Origin of the sequence: Xenorhabdus szentirmaii DSM 16338 (genome assembly GCF_002632585.1) — a bacterium.
GTDB lineage: Bacteria > Pseudomonadota > Gammaproteobacteria > Enterobacterales > Enterobacteriaceae > Xenorhabdus > Xenorhabdus szentirmaii.
In genome coordinates this window covers 1989037-2009030 of the sequence record NZ_NIBV01000002.1, presented here as the reverse complement: position 1 = coordinate 2009030, position 19994 = coordinate 1989037, and the positions used below count along the sequence as shown (strand labels likewise).

The 19994-nt window shown below is 47.6% G+C and carries 10 protein-coding genes; 7 read left to right on the top strand and 3 right to left on the bottom strand.

Translation table 11 applies throughout. The features are described from left to right. From Xsze_RS18245 to Xsze_RS18235, 3 genes are all read right to left on the bottom strand, one after another. Positions 1-5141 (bottom strand): non-ribosomal peptide synthetase (locus Xsze_RS18245; RefSeq protein WP_143707587.1); only part of this gene is annotated, 5141 nt, incomplete at its 3' end. A 36-nt stretch (positions 5142-5177) separates the two neighbouring features. Beyond that, complete coding sequence (locus Xsze_RS18240) at positions 5178-8417, bottom strand: non-ribosomal peptide synthetase (RefSeq protein ID WP_038237162.1); 3240 nt, start codon at positions 8415-8417, stop codon at positions 5178-5180. A 485-nt stretch (positions 8418-8902) separates the two neighbouring features. Further along, positions 8903-10528 carry a cyclic peptide export ABC transporter gene (locus Xsze_RS18235; protein WP_038237160.1) on the bottom strand — a complete coding sequence of 542 codons (1626 nt, stop codon included), beginning with the start codon at positions 10526-10528 and terminating at the stop codon, positions 8903-8905. Between the two features lie 389 nt (positions 10529-10917). On the opposite strand from Xsze_RS18235, the gene Xsze_RS18230 reads away from it, so the two are divergent. The 7 genes from Xsze_RS18230 to Xsze_RS18200 all read left to right on the top strand — a co-directional run bounded on the left by Xsze_RS18230 (position 10918) and on the right by Xsze_RS18200 (position 19956). After that, on the top strand, positions 10918-11295 hold the full coding sequence (locus tag Xsze_RS18230; RefSeq protein ID WP_038237158.1) for a VOC family protein: 378 nt from the start codon (positions 10918-10920) through the stop codon (positions 11293-11295). Between the two features lie 975 nt (positions 11296-12270). Beyond that, on the top strand, positions 12271-13482 hold the full coding sequence (locus Xsze_RS18225) for an aspartate aminotransferase family protein (RefSeq protein ID WP_038237156.1): 1212 nt from the start codon (positions 12271-12273) through the stop codon (positions 13480-13482). Between the two features lie 22 nt (positions 13483-13504). After that, positions 13505-14536, top strand: coding sequence for an arginine N-succinyltransferase (gene astA / locus Xsze_RS18220; protein ID WP_038237154.1), 1032 nt, complete (start codon positions 13505-13507; stop codon positions 14534-14536). Positions 14537-14579: 43 nt separating this feature from the next. Continuing rightward, on the top strand, positions 14580-16058 hold the full coding sequence (gene astD, locus Xsze_RS18215) for a succinylglutamate-semialdehyde dehydrogenase (protein ID WP_038237150.1): 1479 nt from the start codon (positions 14580-14582) through the stop codon (positions 16056-16058). 56 nt (positions 16059-16114) lie between these two features. Continuing rightward, positions 16115-17458, top strand: coding sequence for an N-succinylarginine dihydrolase (gene astB, locus Xsze_RS18210; protein WP_038237148.1), 1344 nt, complete (start codon positions 16115-16117; stop codon positions 17456-17458). Between the two features lie 12 nt (positions 17459-17470). After that, positions 17471-18445 (top strand): succinylglutamate desuccinylase, encoded by a 975-nt coding sequence (gene astE / locus Xsze_RS18205; RefSeq protein WP_038237144.1) that lies wholly within the window; start codon positions 17471-17473, stop codon positions 18443-18445. Positions 18446-18543: 98 nt separating this feature from the next. Further along, on the top strand, positions 18544-19956 hold the full coding sequence (locus tag Xsze_RS18200) for an amino acid permease (RefSeq protein ID WP_038237141.1): 1413 nt from the start codon (positions 18544-18546) through the stop codon (positions 19954-19956). The last annotated feature ends 38 nt before the right edge of the window (positions 19957-19994 follow it).

Genomic DNA, 19994 nt, shown 5'->3' with positions numbered 1-19994 from the left:
ACAGCGTGTATCGCCAGTTTGTCCTGCAAATGAGATTGGGTCAGCAAGAGCGCGGGGTTGCTGTCTGTCAGCTGATACATCAGGCGCTCAGCGGGGTATTCCGGGTCGAGGGGCACATAACCTGCCCCCGCTTTCAGAATGCCATACATGCCAATAATCATGTCCGGGCTGCGGTCGGCACAAATGGCCACGCGGTCATCGGGGCGCACGCCAGAGGCAATCAGGTAATGGGCCAGCTGGTTGGCACGCCGGTTCAGTTCGGCATAACTGAATTGAATATCTTGCCAGACCAGCGCAATGGCATCAGGTTGGCAATCTGCCTGTTGCTCAAGCAATTGGTGAATCAGCTTATCCTGCGGGCACGGCAGGGCGGTATGGTTAAAATCCACCAATAACTGCTGGCGCTGATGGGATTGCAGGAGCGGCAACGTTTCCACCGGCCTTGAATCATCATCCACCATGGCCGCCAGCAGGGTTTGCAGGTAGCCGGCCAAGCGCTCAATGCTGGCCCGCTCGAAAAGGTCGCTGGCATATTCCAGTTCACCGGCCAGCCCTTGCGGGGTTTCGTTCAGGGACAGGGACAGGTCGAAATGGGTGTTTTTTCGGCCGGATGGCAGCGCTTCCAGCACCAGCTCCCCAAGTTCAAGCACGTGTTGCTGGGGAGTATTGTCCAGGGCCAGCATCACCTGAAAAATGGGGCTGTGGCTCAGGCTGCGGGGCGGCTGCAACGCCTCGACCAGCTGTTCAAAGGGCAGATCCTGATGGGCATAGGCCGCCTGGGCATGGGCTTTCACCTGCGCCAGCAATGCCCCGACGGTGGGGTTATCGTCCAGCCTGATCCTGAGCGCCAACGTATTGGCGAAGAAACCGATGAGCGGCTCCAGTTCACTGTGCTGCCGGTTAGCGATGGGGGTGCCGATGACAATGTCGGTTTGGCCGCTGAGGCGGGAAAGCAGGACAGACCACGCGGCGGTCAATGTCATGAAAAGTGTTGCGCCGTGCCGCTGGCCCAGGGCTTTCAGGTCACGGCTCAGTGCAGGGGACAAGGTAAAGGCAACCTGATCCCCCTGATAGCTCTGTACCGCAGGCCGCGCCCTGTCCGTCGGCAATTCAAGCAAGGCGGGTGCCCCGTGCAGGGCGTGGCGCCAGAAATTCACCTGTTTTTCCAGCCTCTCGCCTTGTAACCCCGTCCGTTGCCACAGCGCATAGTCAGCATACTGCACGGGCAGGGCCGGCAGCGGATCGGGCTGGCCCTGACTGAATGCCGCGTACAGGGTTGTCAGTTCGTGTATCAGGATATTCAGTGACCAGCCATCCGACACCATATGGTGCTGCGTGAGCAGGATCACGTGTTCATCCCCGGCCAGTTTCAGCAGTTGGCCTCGGATCAGCGGCTCGGCGGCAAAATCAAAGGGGTGGCTGTGTTCATGTCGGATCGCGTCTTCCATGGCCGCCTGCTTTTCTGCCGCCGTCAGTGAACGGAGGTCCTGCGTGGTTAAGTTAAGGCCCTGTTCGGCAGGGGCAATGATTTGTTCGGCATGCCCATCCACTTCGCGGAGGGTAGTGCGCAGAATTTCATGGCGTGCCACTATCCTGTCCAGCGTGGCTTGCAGGGCGTCTGTGTTCAGGGGACCTTTCAGGTGCAACCCGCCGGCAATGTGGTAGGCGGTCTGGGCGGCCGGATCTAGTTGCGCCAGAAACCACAGGCGCTGCTGGGCGCTGGACAGGGGCAGGGGCTGATCCCGGCGGGCGGGGCGAATGGCCGGCTGGGCCGGTGAACGGTTTGCGTCCAGTGCGCGGGCCAGCTCGGACAACACCGGCCATGTGAACAGATCCTGCAACTCCACCTGAAGATGGTGCTGCTGGCGCAGGCGGGCCGCCACCTGTACCGTCAGCAGCGAGTGGCCGCCCAGCGCAAAGAAATTATCGTGGCGGCCCACCTGTTCCAGCCCCAGCAGGGATTGCCAGAGGGCGGCCAGCACCTGCTCCATTTCCCCCTGCGGGGCTTCATACGCGTGGCTGGCAAGGGCCGTGCTGTCCGGGGCGGGCAGCGCCCGGCGATCCAGCTTGCCGCTGGCGGTCAGCGGAAACGCCGCCAGCATGACAAAGGCGCCGGGCAGCATGTGCTCCATCAGGCAGGCGCTCAGTTGTTCCCGCAGCCGGACCGGTGTCAGCACCGCGCCGGGTTGGGGGATCAGGTAGGCAATCAGGCGCTTGTCCCCGTTATCCCCTTCACGGGCAACCACAACGGCATCCTGAACGCCGTCACAGGCCGCCAGCTGTGCCTCAATTTCCCCCGGTTCAATGCGGAATCCCCGGATCTTGACCTGAAAATCATTGCGGCCGAGGTAGTCAATGTTGCCGTCGGGCAGCCAGCGTCCCAGATCCCCGCTTTTATACATGCGTGCACCGGCCTGGTCACTGAACGGATCGGCAATAAATTTCTCCGCGGTGAGCGCCGGCTGGTGCAGGTAACCGCGGGCCACGCCCGCCCCCCCGATATGAATTTCCCCGCTGACGCCGGGGGGCACCGGCTGCCCGTGGGGGTCCAGAATATAAATGCGGGTATTGGCATTGGGCCGGCCAATCGGAACGATCCCGGGAACCGGGTAGGGGCGGTTGTCGAGAGTCAGGTGAGTGGCGATGACCGTGGCCTCGGTGGGACCGTAGGTATTGATCCAGCGGCAGGCGCGGGTGTCAGGCAAGGCTTGCCACTCCGTCAGGTGGCGGAACTCGGCCTTCTCCCCGCCGACAATCAGGGTGCGCAGGTGCGGGCTGAACCCGACCCGGCCCGCTTTCATTTCCTGCCCCCAGTGATGCCAGAACGCGGTGGGCAAATCGATGACGGTAATTTGTTGCTGCGTCAGGTACGCAACAAACGCGGCATCGGGAACGCGAAGATGGGGCGGGCGCAGCACCAGCGTGGCGCCCGCGGCCAGGGTCGGGAAAATATCTGACACCGAGGTATCGAACGCCATGGTGGCAAATTGCAGGATGCGATCCCCCGGTTGGGGGGCACTGATGTGATGCTGGGCGTGGATAAAGCTCACCACATTGCGGTGCTCCAGCATCACCCCCTTGGGCTGCCCGGTGGAGCCGGAGGTGTAAATAATATAGGCCAGATGGTGTGGCTGAAGCCCCCACTGGCCGGCATCCGGGTTGTGGTCCGGTTGCCGGGCAAGCGTGTTGCGCCGGGTGTCATCATCCAGCAAGAAAACGGGGACAGCGTGTATCGCCAGTTTGTCCTGTAAATGAGGTTGGGTCAGCAAGAGCGCGGGGTTGCTGTCTGTCAGCTGATACCTCAGGCGCTCCGCGGGGTATTCCGGGTCAAGGGGCACATAACCCGCCCCCGCTTTCAGAATGCCATACATGCCAATAATCATGTCCGGGCTGCGGTCGGCACAAATGGCCACGCGGTCATCGGGGCGCACGCCAGAGGCAATCAGGTAATGGGCCAGCTGGTTGGCACGCCGGTTCAGTTCGGCATAACTGAATTGAATATCTTGCCAGACCAGCGCAATGGCATCAGGTTGGCAATCTGCCTGTTGCTCAAGCAATTGGTGAATCAGCTTATCCTGCGGGCACGGCAGGGCGGTATGGTTAAAATCCACCAATAACTGCTGGCGTTGTTGTGGCGTCATCAGCGGCAGCTCAGTCACCCGTTGGGTATCATCAGCCACCATTGCTGCCAGTAAGGTATATAAGTGACTGACCATGCGTTCAATTGTGGCGTGATCGAACAAATCACGGGCATATTCCAGCTCACCCGCCAAGCCATTTTCAATCTCATTCAGTGTTAATGTCAGGTCGAAATAAGCACTTTCCCTGATTGCCGGGCGTTCTTCCAGCCTCAGACCCGGTAATTCAAATTGTCGTTGTCCGGGAAGATTCTCCAGTGACAGCATGACCTGAAAAATGGGGCTGTGGCTCAGACTGCGCGAGGGTTTCAGAATTTCGACCAATTGTTCAAACGGGAGATCCTGATGGGAAAAGGCATCAATGGATTGTTTCCTGACCTGTGCCAAGAGTTCGCTGACGGTGGGATTTGTGTGTAATTGCACCCTCAGGGCCAATGTATTGGCAAAGAAACCCATCAGCGAGGCTAATTCAGGTTGCCGGCGATTGGCGATAGGGGTTCCGGTAACAATATCGTCCTGACCGCTGAGGCGGGATAGCAGCGTGGACCACCCTGCCAGCAATGTCATGAACAGGGTTGTACCGTGACGTTGGCTGAGGTTTTTTAAACCCGCATATAATGCAGGAGGGAATGCCAGCTTAATCCGGTCGCCGGCATAGCTTTGTTTTGCCGGGCGGGGCCGGTCGGTGGGAAGTTCCAGAACTGCGGGAGCTTCCTGTAGGGTGTGACGCCAGAAATCAATCTGTTTTTCCAGTACCTTTCTTTGTGGCCCGCTTCTCTGCCAAATCACATAATCTGCATATTGAACCGGCAGGGCGGGCAGCGGGTCTGGCAATCCCTGACTGAATGCGTGATATAGCGTGGATAACTCATGCATCAGCAGATTCACTGACCAGCCGTCAGAAATGATGTGATGCTGGGTTAACAGCAGGATATGCTGATCTTCGGCCAGTGTGAGCAACCGCCCTCTTGCCAATGGGCCATGGGTAAAATCAAAGGGGCGGGTTGCTTCAAGGTAGGCGGCATTTTCAATGGCCGCTTGCAAGGCTTCAGGATTCTCTTTCTGTTCTGAAAATAATTGCCTGAGATCTTCTTGTATCAGGGAAAAACGACAATCTTTACTGCCAATGAGTTGCTGTGCTTCGTCTTCTACCGTTTCAACATCTTTTGCACCGAGCGTTTCTGTCGAAGTCGAAATAGTTGTACGCATAATTTCATGGCGTGCCACAATAGTATCCAACGCGGCCTGCAAGGCATCCCGATTTAACTGGCCTTTCAGGTTCAGACCGATTGACATATGGTATGCGGTTTGTGCGGCGGGATCTAATTGGGCGAGAAACCACAGGCGTTGCTGTGACCAGGACAATGGCACGCCATTATCACGTGATTGTGGTGTGATTTCTGTTTTCCGGGCAGACTGGCGGGGCAATTTTGCTGATTTGGCTAACTCAAGTAGTCTTCTGCGTTCAGCTAATGATAGAGATGAAAGCTCGTTATTATTCATTTGATTATCACCACTCAAAACAAAGTAAATGAAACTCTAATTAATTGATTTATAAATATCCTGTAGAGACTCTGGATCAAATTGCAGCAAGAGAGAGTCGACAATGCATTCTTCAAGCTGGTAGAGAGTAGAATGGGAAAACAGCTGATGAATCGATAATTCAACATCAAATGTTTGTTTTATCTGCGACTGTAGCTGTAGCAGTAACAGAGAATGCCCCCCCAACTCGAAGAAGTTGTCATAACGGCTTATCCGATCCAGCTCCAGCAGTGTTTGCCAGATAGCCGCCAATTGTTCTTCGGTTTCACTTTCAGGCGCTGCATATTCACGGGTGGACATAGCGGAGTGATCAGGGGCAGGCAATGCCTTGCGATCGAGTTTGCCATTCGGCGTGAGAGGGAAAGTTTCCATCATCACAAAAGCACTCGGGACCATGTAATCGGCAAGTGTTTTGCTGAGTTGCTCACGCAGTTGAGCAATGCCCGGGAAACAGCCTTGATGCGGAATGATGTAGGCAACCAGACGTGTATCACCAACCCCGCTTTCACGGGCAACAACGACGGCTTCACGAATATCTGCACATTGAGTCAGGCGGGTTTCGATTTCCCCCAGTTCAATGCGCAATCCCCGAATTTTTACCTGAAAATCATTGCGTCCCTGATAAGCGATGCTGCCATCAGGTAGCCAACGCCCCAAATCACCGGTTTTATACAGGCGGGCATCAGGGTGTTCACTGAATGGATCGTCGATAAAACGCTCTGCTGTCAGTTCCGGGCGATTGAGGTAACCTCGGGCAACACCGGCTCCTCCGATGTGGATTTCTCCAGTTTTCCCGATGGGAACGGGTTGGTTGTGTTTATCCAGTATGTAAATTTGGGTATTGGCGATTGGTCGGCCAACCGTTATTTGAAATTGGGGGAGTTCGTTTTTCTGTTTCATCAGCAGATCATGGGATGCAGTTGACCAGATCGTTGTTTCCGTTGGCCCGTACAGATTCCAAAGACTGCGCGTTTTTTCTTTTAAGCGTTGGGCAAGTTCGTAAGGCAGCGCTTCTCCGCCACTGATGGCCTTGATATTTGCACCAGCCCAGCCGGAATCGAGCAACATTCGCCAAGCAGAAGGGGTTGCCTGCACGATTTTAATATTGTGTGTTGTGATTAATGTTGCCAGTTTATGGGGATCTTTAGCCGCCATGGAGGGAGCCAGAACGATACGGTTTCCGCTGAGCAAAGGGAGATAGAGTTCCAGGCCCGCAATATCGAAACCGATGGTTGTCGAGGCAAGCATCGTATCATCAGAAGTGATGCACAATATCTTCTGCATTGAGAGAAGCAGATTGACCACGTTGATATGTTCTACCATCACCCCTTTAGGCAAACCTGTCGAGCCGGAAGTATAAAGAACATAGGCCAAATGACGGGATGTCAGCCCTAAAAGTTCGGGATTGGGATTTTCACTGGGCCGACGGCTGATGTTGTCTTGTTCAACGGAATTGTCCAGAATCCAGACAGGAATATCGGTGGCAGGCAATTGTTCCTGTAAATCGTAATGGGTCAGAAGAACCACCGGGCTGCTGTCTGACAAGATATAAGCGAGCCTGTCTGTGGGGTATTCGGGGTCGAGCGGGACATAAGCGCCTCCGGCTTTCAGAATACCCAGCAGGCTGATGACCATATCCAGACTGCGCTCCATGCAAATGGCAACGCGATCATCCGGGCGAACACCTGCGTTGACAAGGGCATGAGCCAGTTGATTGGCGCGTTGATTCAACTCGGCATAGCTGAGTTGTGCATTGTCAAAGAGTATTGCTGTTGCTGTAGGGCATTGCTCTGCTTGCTGTTCGATTAATTGGTGGATCAGAACTTCTTGTGGGAAAGGCTGGTGTGTTTTGTTGAAATCACAAAGCATTTGCTGACGGGCCTGTTCATCCATAACAGGTAAACGATTAACCTGCTGTTGTTCATCATCTGCCATTTTTTCCAGCACCGTGGTGAGGTTTTGCATGAGCTGGGAGATGAATTCACGGTCAAATACCGCGGTATCATAATAAAAGTCGCAGCCAATCTGATCGCCGGATTCCAGGATATTCACCATTAACGGAACGGGGATATCGGCATAGAAAGGATAAGGAAAAGGTCGCAGCTCCGCATTTCCCCACTGCACCGTAATATCCTGATCCCCTGCCATCCACAGAGCAGTCAGGTCGCCGATATATCTGGCTTTTTGGAATATCATGGCGGTTTGGAAAACAGGATGAATGGTTGTACTGCGTTGTAATTGCAGTTGCTCCAATACCTTAGTGAATGGGTACTTTTGATTTTCAATACCCTGACGGATAGTTTTCACTGCTTGTGAGATATGCTGCTGAACGGTCATATTGCCATCAAGCTGGCTGCGTAAGGCGATTGGATTGATAAATTCCCCGACCAATTTTCCCCAGCGGGCACGGCCCCTTCCCGGCATAATAGAACCGACAATAATGTCGTCCTGTTCCGTATAATGGCCGAGCAGGATCTGGTATGCCGCGAGCCAGATGGCAAACAGACTGTTATCATACTTAAGGGCCATCGCTTGCAGTTTCTGTGACAGTGACTGATGAAGAATGTTGGTTAAAGCCACTTTCCCTGCCGCGGGCCGGGCGCTGTTTTTAGGCGGCCATTGTGATACGGCTAAATCGCCTGCCAATGTATCTTGCCAATATTGTTGCTGTTTTTTAGCGCCGGCACTTTTTAACCATTTTTGTTGCCATTCCACATAATCGTTGAAGCTATTTTCTGATCCAGGCTCCAGAGGTTTGCCGCAAAGCAGTGAACCCAGCTCATCCAGCAATATCCAATAAGACCAGCCATCAACAGACATATGGTCAAAAGTCAGCATTATCACGCTTTCTTGCGGGTTGCATTGATACCAACTGGCATAAACCCGCAGTGGATGTTCCGGATCAAACAGATGCCAGCAATCATTCTGGACACGTTGTTGAAGGGCTTCTTCACTGAGATGTCGGGCATCATGTACGGTAAGTGTGATTTTACAGCTGTCTGCTATGCAATAGCGAAGCTCTCCGTTATCGAGCCCAAAACTTGCCCGTAGCATAGGGTGTCTTCGCACCAATTTATTGAGGGCATTTTCCAGGTGCTCAGGTGTTAATCCTTTAATGCGAGCACAAAATGCACTATTATTCTGACCACGCTTATCAGGGTCGATTTGATATTGAAACCAGCGACTGCTTTGCGCTTCCGATAAAGGAAATGATTTCAACTTTTCAGGGTAATTCATTCTATAGCTCCCTTTTTATGGGTACATTAAAAATAAAAACTTGAGAACTGATAAAACAAAAAATCACACTTAGATTTAGATCAAGAAAAAATAATCCGTCGAAATAGATTGCTCACCTATTTCTATTAATCAGAGTTATTTTTATACTCGGGACAAACGACATAAAAATAGCTAGCCATTCCAATGAAAAAGAATGGCCTCATTTTTAAATACGTTACTTAACGCCATTTCATACCTGAGCAGCGTTAAGTATTTTTGCGATATTAGATAATCTTACATTAAATTATTTTATTATACATTTCTAATAATGTGTCCCTGATATATCTAATTTTATTATGGGTATTATGTGTTAAATTTTATTAGCTATGGAGGTTTTTCATTCATGTTATATTTCAAGAACTAAGGTTCAGTTGATATATAGAGTTAAACAAGAGCCTGTATTATTAGGCTCTTTGTGATGAACAGCATTTCACTTTTTAAATAGATTAATGCATTTTATTATTTATTTCTTTAATATTACCATCTTCCAATTTAATAATGCGGTCTGCAATATCAAAGTAAGCGTCGTCATGACTGATAATAATAACGGTTTTGCCATTGGCTTTTAATTCAGGCAGTAATTCGGTATAGAATAAACGTTTAAATACGGGATCTTGGTCTGCTGCCCACTCATCAAATAGATAAATAGGGCGATCTTCCAAATACGCTGACACTAAAGCCAGACGTTTTCGTTGGCCCGCGGAAAGATTAGTTGTGGAAAATCCCCCATCAACGATTTTGACTTTATGGGCCATATTCAATGATTCAATATAATGCGTTGCTTTTTCAGTTACATTCTTATCAGTGTTGAGTAATTGCTCGAATAAATGATAATCAGAAAAAACGGCAGAGAAGAATTGGCGGTAATGTTCATTATTGCTGGAGGTTACCTTGACCCCATTCAGTGAAATAGAACCGGATTCTTGTTCAAACAAACCAACAAGCAACATGGCGAGTGTGGTTTTACCGCTACCATTACCCCCGACGATAAAAACAATTTCCCCCTGCGATATTTTTAGGCTCAAGGGGCCAAGTGCAAACTGGCGATCCTCTTTATCCGTCATGTAATGGTGGACAACATTTTTCAATTCAAGTTCTATCGGATTCTGGTTGTAGAATGGGTTAGCCTCTTCCGTTTGCGTTGATATCGCCTTTTCCAGCTCATCATCAAGACGGCGCATTTTATTGAGTGAAACCTCCGCTTCCCTTAATTCAGGGATCGCACCAATGACTTCGCTGATAGGGCCAGACAAAAAGAGAACGAGCAGTGAAACGGTAAAAAGGGTTGAAGGCTCTTGCGGAAGCCAGATTGGAACGACAAAGACAATGACACCAATAATGATATAAAATGTGACAGAACTGGCATTAATCAGCCATGCATAGTTAGAGTTTGCTTTAATACAAATTTTCTGAAAAGTTTCGGCAGCCGGGGCAATGACTTTGCTGATAAAAAGATTGCCTTTTTGTTTATTGAGTTGCAATTCTTTGCTGCCATCAATCAGGCTTTGGAAATTCAGGTATATTTTATCTACCTGATCACGCATTTGTGTCATCAAATGCAGTGGGTGTTTTTCCCATAGGTAAAAAAGATACATAAAAAGAAGGCTGCATACCGCGAGGATGACAAACAGTGACCAGGATATCCAGGCCAAATAACCGAAGCAGGCAAAAATAAGTGTGATATTGCCAAATACGCTGGGTGCAAGCATGAAAGAGTGTACAAATACATCAACATCTTTGGTTAATACAGCCAACAACCCGTGTCGCCCAAGTTTATGTAGTTTTTTGAGTGGGGCCCGTAATATTTTATTACTTAAACTCAGACGCAATGAAAAAATAGTCGCTTGAGCTAAATGAGATAATGTAATTTCTGAGATAGTCTTTGTAATAAAAAAAATAAAACAAATGCCAAAAAAACTGAAAAGAAACGAAGTTAGGGTAATTTGTTCTGTTACGCCCTGACTTATCATCCCTACTATCGAAGCACCGGCAAATCCACTAATTAATGCGCTTATTGTCGATACCAGCAGCAATATCCAAGATTGACGATATAAATAAGCTATTAGAGTCATAAAAAACAAGCCATTGTCGAAGGTTATAATTGATATGAGAATTCATATATCTGTCTACACAATCTATTATGGTTGTTTTTTTCTGTTCAAACTGCAAGCGTGATTTATAGCACGGCAATATTAATAAATATAATTGTAATGAAACTTATTTCAATATGTATATGATCACCTTATTTAATTACAGGTATTAATTATATCATAAGCGTCTTTTGATGAGGGTTATTATTTATTCTTGTACTGTTTAAATAGCTGTTCGGTAACCAAAAAAATAGCTGGAAAAATAGAATTCATAACATTTTATAAATTATCTGTTCAATTAATTGCGATTTTGGGTTATCACCCATAAACTCATTTTTGATATTTGTAAAAATAGAATATAAGGGGTAACAATGATTGGTTATATCACGTTGGGTACGAATGATTTTCCCCGGGCCACTAAATTCTACGATGAGCTACTTGCTGAATTGGGCGCTCAGCGTGTCATGGAAACACCCACCTTTATTGCTTGGGGACCAAATTCTAATGTAACAAATCTGTGCATTATTAAGCCGTTTGATGGCAACCCAGCAACAGTGGGGAATGGGGGAATGATCGCGCTCAATGTCGATAGTCGAGAAAAAGTTGATCAAATATATAATAAAGCTATTGCTCTTGGGGCAACAGATGAGGGAAAACCGGGTCCTCGTGGAGAGTATGGTTTCTATGTAGGTTATTTCAGAGATCTGGATGGTAATAAATTGAATGTCTTTTGTATGTTACCAAAATAGTTTCTGTTATTAAGATGCACACAGGCAACAAATATAAGGTTGCCTGAGATAATTAAATTAAAATTTAACGATTAGATATTTTTTATTTTAATTGGTGTTACTAAAATGCGTTTTTTTCATTTTATATTAAACGTTATTTAGAGTGAGAATATCTATTTCTACATTTCATTCTCGCTTAATATCTAAAACCGGCAACTAAAACTTTCCCAAATGCTTATTTTTCATATTGGCCGTGTTTGTTTTTTATCCGATGCATTTTTGCACTGATTTCGGTACGAAGAATATTAAGCAATAAGCATCGCCTGTTTGCCGATATCTTGGCAGTCTTGCTACGACGAATGGCGCACATATCTTTACTTTTGGGAACATCAATGTTGAGTTTTGGTGTACTGATGATCTCAAAGCTTATGATCTGTTGCCAGGGAGCCGGTTTTTCGTCGGTGGATATTTACTCAACAGATTGAATACATAATGAATGCCCTAATAGACTTTCTTGATAATTATATTTTTAACTTATTGATTTTAATTATTATTATTTCTATTTAGGCTAAAAGTTGTTAATTGCAAACGTATTTTTGAGATCATAACCATAACTGAAACTCATGGCCTGTGAATAACTATTGAACGATATTACCTAATTTTCGTTGTATTCTATCTTCGTCACTCATTTTATTTATTTTTTTATGCATAAATGATGCATAAATTAGGTGTTGAAACAATTTTATAAATTGTGAAAAACATCATAAAGTAAATCAATTGTGACTTTCTCGTGTTGACTTTGTTAAAACCCAAAGAGATTATGAGGTCAATAACTAATCAAAGGCATATGAGAAAGATATATAGATAATGTCATTGGAAACAAAGAAGGAATAATAAATAAATAGATAATTAAATTAATCTGTTTATTTGAAATTAAATTCAATGGTATGTGGATTTGTCTTCCTTCTCATCGCTTAATTATTTGAGGAAAAAGTAATGTCAGACGTGATAAAAAGAAATCTCTTTGATCAATACATGGTGCCTTGTTTTTCACCCGCAAGTTTCATCCCTGTGAAGGGCAAAGGCTCTCGTGTCTGGGATCAGGAAGGTAAAGAGTATGTTGATTTTGCAGGGGGAATCGCCGTTAATTCATTGGGCCATGCCAATGATGAGTTAAAAAATGCACTGAGTTCGCAAATGGAAAACTTATGGCATATTGGTAATGGCTATACCAATGAACCGGTGTTAAAGCTGGCAAAAAATCTGGTCGAAAGTACTTTTGCAGATAAAGTTTTTTTCTGTAACTCTGGGGCGGAAGCAAATGAAGCTGCATTGAAAATTGCCAGAAAATACGCATTGGATAAATACGGCAGCCATAAAAACGAAATTATTTCATTCGAAAACTCTTTCCATGGACGCACACTATTCACTGTAACTGTTGGCGGTCAACCCAAATATTCTCAAGATTTTGCACCATTACCGCAAGAAATTGCCCATCTTCCCTATAACAACATTGATGCGATCAAAGCCCATATTTCAGAAAAAACCTGTGCTGTCATTGTTGAACCCATCATTGGTGAAGGAGGGGTAATCCCCGCGGACCCCGAGTTTTTGAAAGCATTGCGGGAATTATGTGATCAACACCATGCATTACTGATTTTTGATGAGATCCAAACGGGTATCGGGCGGACAGGGTATTTATATGCCTATGAAGAAACAGGGGTTGAGCCGGATATTTTAACCAGTGCCAAAGGGTTGGGCGGTGGTTTTCCGATTGGGGCTATGTTAGTCAAACAGCATGTCGCAGAATCTTTCCAACCGGGAACACACGGCACAACATTTGGTGGCAACCCGCTGGCAGCCGCGGTTGGTGGCAAAGTTGTTGAACTGGTGAATCAGAAAGAATTCTTGGCTGGGGTGCAAGAACGCCACCATGAATTTATTCAAAGAATGGTTGTATTGAATGAACGCTATCAGGCATTCAGTGAAATACGTGGCAAGGGGTTATTGCTGGGGGCTGAGCTGGCTGAGAAATACCAGGGCAAAGCGAAAACCCTGACTAATCTTGCCGCAGAAGAAGGATTGATTGCGCTGATCGCAGGCCCCGATGTATTACGTTTCGCCCCGGCTTTAAACATCTCACAACAGGATATTGATGACGGTTTCATGTGTCTTGAAAAAGCCCTCAAGCGGTTTGTCCAGGAATAAAAATAAGTTGAGGTGAGATACCATGATGCTATTTAGACCCGTTCAACATAAAGATTTAGGGGATATCCTCAATCTTTCGTCCCGTGCTGGCGTTGGCCTGACAACGTTACCAAATAATCAGGAGTATCTGGCGGCACGGATTTCACGCAGCATTGATTCTTTCAACGATGAAAAGGGGCGAGCGCAACAAGGTTTTTTGTTTACCTTGGAGGATACTGAAAAGCATCGTGTTGTTGGTGTCAGTGCGTTGGAAGTAGCCGTTGGACTGGAAGAACCGTTCTATAACTTCCGCGTGCAAAAATTGGTACGTGCTTCGCGTGAACTCGGCGTTTATAACGCTTTTGAAATATTAAATGTCGAGCAGGATTACACCGGATGCAGTGAATTGTGTACGTTGTTCCTTGATCCTGAATACCAAAAAGGGCGCAACGGCCTTTTTCTTTCCAGAAGTCGTTTTTTGTTTATTTCTGCATTCCGGCATCTTTTCTCTAAAACCATTTTCGCGGAAATGCGCGGTGTTGCGAATTCGCAAGGTGAATCTCCGTTCTGGAATGCGCTTGGGCAACACTTTTTCAATGTGCCTTTTTCTGAAGCGGATTATTTGACCGTGACCGGCTCCAAAACATTTATTGCAGAACTTATGCCGTACCATCCGATTTATGTTCCTTTACTGCCGGAAGAGGCGCGTCAGGCTATAGGCCAGGTGCATAAAAATACGTTGCCTGCCCGCATCATTCTGGAAAAAGAGGGATTTGCCTATCACGATACGGTCGATATTTTTGATGCCGGGGCCATCTTGGATGCAGAAATTGACAATGTGCGCACAGTCAAAGCCAGTCGGATTATCCATGCCAAAAAAAGTGACCATGTTTCCCGAACGGAAGATGGAGTGCAGTGCCTCGTTTCCAATCTGCATTTTCAGGATTTCAAAGCCATTCTCCTGAACATTTCAGATCCTATGGACGGCGATGAATTGCGGCTGACTCCCGCAGAAATGGATGCACTCCATGTGAATGATGGCGAGCCGGTACGCTTTGTTTCTCTTTTTTCTTAAGGGCTTTTACAACTAACGTTTTTAATGGCTGGGAGTTTTCATAATGAATCATCAAGCAAATTTCATTGGTGGGGAGTGGATAGCAGGTCAGGGGCAGCCTGTCATTAAATATTCTCCGGTTGATCAACAGGTTCTCTGGCAGGCAAACGGGGCTTCTTCCCATCAGGTGGATGAAGCCTGTCAATCTGCCCGCAAGGCTTTTCCGGCGTGGTCCAGATTGCCTGTCGGGCAACGCATTGCGATTATTCAGGCATTTGCTGATTTACTGGCTCAGGAAAAAGAGAACATCGCCCGTGTGATCAGCGAAGAAACCAGTAAACCGCTGTGGGAAACCCGGACAGAAGTGCAATCCATGGTTGGTAAAATTGCCATTTCCATTGAAGCGTGGGAACAGCGCACAGGCTATACAGAAACCGCTATGCCAGATGGTAAGGCAATATTGCAGCACCGTCCCCATGGCGTCATGGCAATCTTTGGCCCCTATAATTTCCCCGGGCACTTACCGAACGGGCATATTGTTCCTGCGTTGATTGCCGGCAATACGCTGGTATTTAAACCCAGTGAACTGACGCCGGTCACGGCAGAAAAAACGGTGGAATTATGGGAGAAAGCAGGGCTGCCAGCTGGTGTGCTGAATCTGGTTCAGGGAGGCAGGGAAACCGGGGGCGCACTACTGGACAGCCGTGAAATTGATGGTGTGTTGTTTACGGGCAGTGCCGCAACAGGATTTCATTTCCACCGTGTACTGGCAGGGCAGCCAGAGAAAATGCTGGCGTTGGAAATGGGCGGCAACAACGCGCTTATTGTGGATGATTATGATGATCTTGATGCCGCGGTTTACACCGTCATCCAGTCAGCGTTTATCTCCGCAGGGCAACGTTGTACCTGTGCCCGCAGGTTGCTGGTGAAACAAGGGGAAAAAGGGGATGCGTTGATACAGCGATTGCTCGAAGCGGCACGCCGGATTGTTCCGGCACACTGGAATGCAGAACCCCAGCCGTTTATGGGCGGTGTGATTTCGTTGGCTGCCGCAGAAAATTTGCTGGAAGCTCAATCTAACTTGCTGGCATTGGGCGGTGTTCCGCTGCTCACACTGACACAGCCTGATCCCCGCTCAACCTTTATGACTCCCGGCATTATTGATTTGACTGATGCCAAAGATGTTCCTGATGAAGAATATTTTGGCCCTCTGCTGACATTAAGGCGCTATGACACGTTTGATGAAGCCATTTCCATTGCAAACGATACACGGTTCGGGTTGGCGTCAGGTTTGATCTCTCCTGACGGTGCTTTGTTCGACAAATTATTGCAGGAAGCGCGAGCAGGAATTGTGAATTGGAATAAACCATTAACAGGGGCATCCAGTAAAGCGCCTTTCGGGGGCATAGGAGCGTCGGGCAATCACCGCCCCAGCGCTTATTATGCCGCAGATTATTGCGCATGGCCGATGGCTTCTCTGACGGCAGATAATGTGGTGTTACCTGAAACACCGGCGCCGGGCCTTGATTTTTTTCGGCCTTAATTAATTTTGTGCGGTATTGATCTTTTCCATTAATAAATAGGATGTCTGAGGTGATTATGTCGGGAATTGAAGCAAATTTTGATGGTTTGGTGGGCATGACTCACAATTATGCCGGGTTATCAACCGGCAATGAAGCTGCCATGAACCACAAGGGACAGGAATCCAATCCCCGCAAAGCCGCACTTCAGGGGTTGATGAAAATGAAGGCGTTGTCTGATATGGGGCTGGTGCAGGGGGTTTTGCCCCCACAGCCGCGCCCCAATCTTCCTGCATTGCGGCAGTTAGGATTTACGGGCAGTGATGAACAAGTATTAAACAAGGTGGCGCGATATTCACCGTCATTACTGTCTTACCTCAGCTCGGCATCCTCTATGTGGACAGCAAATGCCGCAACAATTTCACCTTCGGCTGACAGTGCAGACAAGCGCATTCATTTCACGGTAGCAAACCTGAATAATAAATTGCATCGTTCATTGGAAAGTGTCACCACTTCGCGGGCGCTGAAAGCCACTTTTCCTGGAGAGGATTATTTTGCCCACCATGATCCTTTGCCGCAACACGCTGACTGGGGGGATGAAGGTGCGGCTAATCATAATCGTTTTTGTAATGAATATGGTGAAGCCGGCGTACAATTATTTGTCTATGGGCGCAAAGTCTTGCATGAAGGTGTTACTCCCACCCGTTACCCGGCCCGGCAGACGTTGGAAGCCAGTCAGGCCATCGCCCGACTGCATCAACTTGATGATTCCCGAACTGTGTTTGCCCAGCAAAACCCTGTTGCCATCGACTGCGGTGTGTTTCATAACGATGTTATTTCTGTCAGTAACCGCAACGTCTTTTTTCATCATCAGCAGGCTTTCCTTAGCCAACAATCAGTATTGGCCGAATTGAGGGAAAAAATGGCCCGGCTCGGGCAAACTCTGGTTGCCATCAAAGTCCCGACAGAGCAAGTCTCCATTAAAGATGCGGTCGAATCCTACCTGTTTAACAGCCAATTGTTGAGTCAGCCTGGCGGCAACATGATGCTGATTTTGCCGGAAGAGTGTCGCCAGAACCAAAATGTCTCGGACTATTTGCAACGTTTGGTCACGGAAGGGAATTCTCCCATCAATAAACTCCATTTCTTTGATTTGCGTGAAAGTATGCGCAATGGTGGTGGGCCTGCCTGCCTGCGGCTCAGGGTTGTTCTGAATGAAAAAGAGTTGGCGGCGGTAAATCCGGCAACCCTGATGACACCTGAACTGTATCAGCGTCTGGTTTCATGGGTAGAACACCACTATCGTGACTCTTTGTATATGGCGGATCTGGCGGACCCTCAATTATTGAATGAAGTCTATTCTGCCCTTGATGAACTGACGCAGATCCTCAATCTCGGTTCGCTCTACGAGTTCCAGCGTTAATCAGGAGATAAGATGGATTTATTGACCTTATTGCTTGAAAACGAACTTGAGGAAACCTTGCATTTTCCGTCAACCATCAAATCATCATGGTTGGCTGAGGGAATATTGCAGCTCTTTCCTCAAAAAACAGCACAAGAAACGCTGATTATTTCCGCAGGAATACATGGCAACGAAACCGCACCCGTGGAAATACTTCTCCAGCTATTGGCGCAACTGGTGCAGGGAACACTTCCGTTACAGCATAACCTCCTGCTGATTTTCGGTAACCTGCCAGCCATGCGTGAGGGAAAACGGTATCTTGATAACGACCTCAACCGCATGTTTGGTGGCCGCCACCAGAATTTCCCGCCGGGAAATGAAACACACCGCGCCATGGCGCTGGAAACGGTTATTCGCCGGTTTTTCAGTGAACCTGCTGTCATGGCTTCAACAAAGCACAGGCACCTTGATCTGCATACTGCAATTCGGGGTTCCTGTCATGAACAATTTGCGTTGCTGCCATATCAATCGCGTGAATATGCGGCTGATTTCCTGCACTGGCTGGAAAACAGTGACCTTGATGCAGTGGTTTTCCATAATTCACCGGGTGGCACATTCAGCCATTTTACCAGTGAACACTTCAACACCGACAGCTGTACGCTGGAAATAGGTAAGGCGCTTCCGTTCGGGCAGAACGACCTGACCAGATTCAGCAATATCACTTCTGCCCTACAGGATTTGGTTGCCGGTTCGTGTTCCATCAAACGAAATAAACCGGCCCTTAAACGCTATCATGTTGTTGATTCCATTATTAAACAACACAACAGCTTTCAGCTTCATATTCCAGAGGATACTAAAAACTTTACTGAATTACCGGAAGGTTTTGAAATTGCCAGCCAACAAAACCAATCCTGGAAAATCACATCTACTGCAAACTTTATTCTGTTCCCTAATGCCCGTGTTGCTATTGGGCTGCGGGCGGGTCTATTGCTGGCGCAATTAACATAATCAATTCATATACCGCATGAAGTCAGGTTGCCGCCAATCAAGCAAGCGGCAACCTGAAAGACGGCGGGTATATAAAAAGAAAACCGTAGAGGTCATTGATGATGAAATCATTAGAAACACCTGTGGAACAATCCTCAGGTGCACAAAAACTTCATCGTGGATTAGGTAAACGTCATATTCAGTTGATTGCCATTGGCGGGGCCATTGGTACCGGATTGTTTATGGGGACGGGGAAAACAATCGCTGTATCAGGAACTTCAATTATCCTGACTTATTTGCTGATTGGTTTTTTTGCGTTCATGGTGATGAGGGCAATGGGAGAACTGTTGCTGACCAAATTGGATTATCGGACGTTTGCTGATTTCGTTGCTGATTATCTTGGCGATAAAGCCAGTTATTTTTTAGGCTGGACTTACTGGATGAGCTGGATAGTCAGTTGCATCGCGGATGTCGTGGTCTGTGGCGGTTATATCCAGTATTGGTTTCCCGACAGTTATCTCTGGTTAACGGCACTGTCTATTCTTGGGTTAATGTGCTTGTGTAACTTTTTCTCAGTGCGTCTATTTGGTGAAGCCGAATTCTGGTTTGCCATGATAAAAGTGGTGGCGATTGTTGCCTTGATTATCGTTGGTATCGGGATGGTATTTGTGGGATGGACTTCACCCAATGGCGTGACAGCTTCTGTACGTCATTTGACGGAGCCCGATGTATTCCTGCCAAATGGGGTATTTGGTTTTTTTGCCGGATTCCAGATTGCTATTTTCTCCTTTACGGGTATTGAACTGGTTGGCACCGTCACGGCTGAAACCAAAGAGCCGGAGAAAATCTTACCCAAAGCCATTAACAGCATTCCCATCAGGATCATTATTTTTTACGTACTTTCCATGATGTGCATTATTGCCGTGACATCATGGCCGCATATTTCGCCGGATGTCAGCCCGTTCGTGACACTGTTTGCACTCGCTGGGCTACCGGCTGCTGCAGCTATCATTAACTTTGTGGCGCTGACATCGGCGATGTCTTCGGCAAATAGCGGGTTATATGCCTGTACCCGAATGCTGTATGGTTTGTCGACCGAGAAATTGGCTCATCACAAATTTAGCCAGCTCTCTGCGAGCAGTGCCGTTCCTGTTGTCAGCCTGATATTTTCCGTGATCTGCATGGTAAGCGGTGTATTCCTGCTGTTTATTATTCCTGATGTCATGAAGTTATTTACCATTGTTTCAACCGTGGCAGCCATCATGGTTATTTACAGCTGGTGCATGATATTGCTTGCTTATCTGGCGTACCGCAAAAAGCGTCCTGACCTGCATAAAACTTCTATTTATAAAATGCCGATGGGCATCCCCATGACATGGTGCACCTTGGTATTTTTTGCCTTTACCGTTGTGATTATGATATTTGATTATGATACTCGCATTGCACTCTATGGCACACCATTGTGGTTTGTCATATTGGAAATTTTATGGCGAACGCGGAAATACAGGGAACAACGCAGGATTCAGAAATAAATGGCAAATTAATATGCTTAATGGATTTCAAGTTGCTG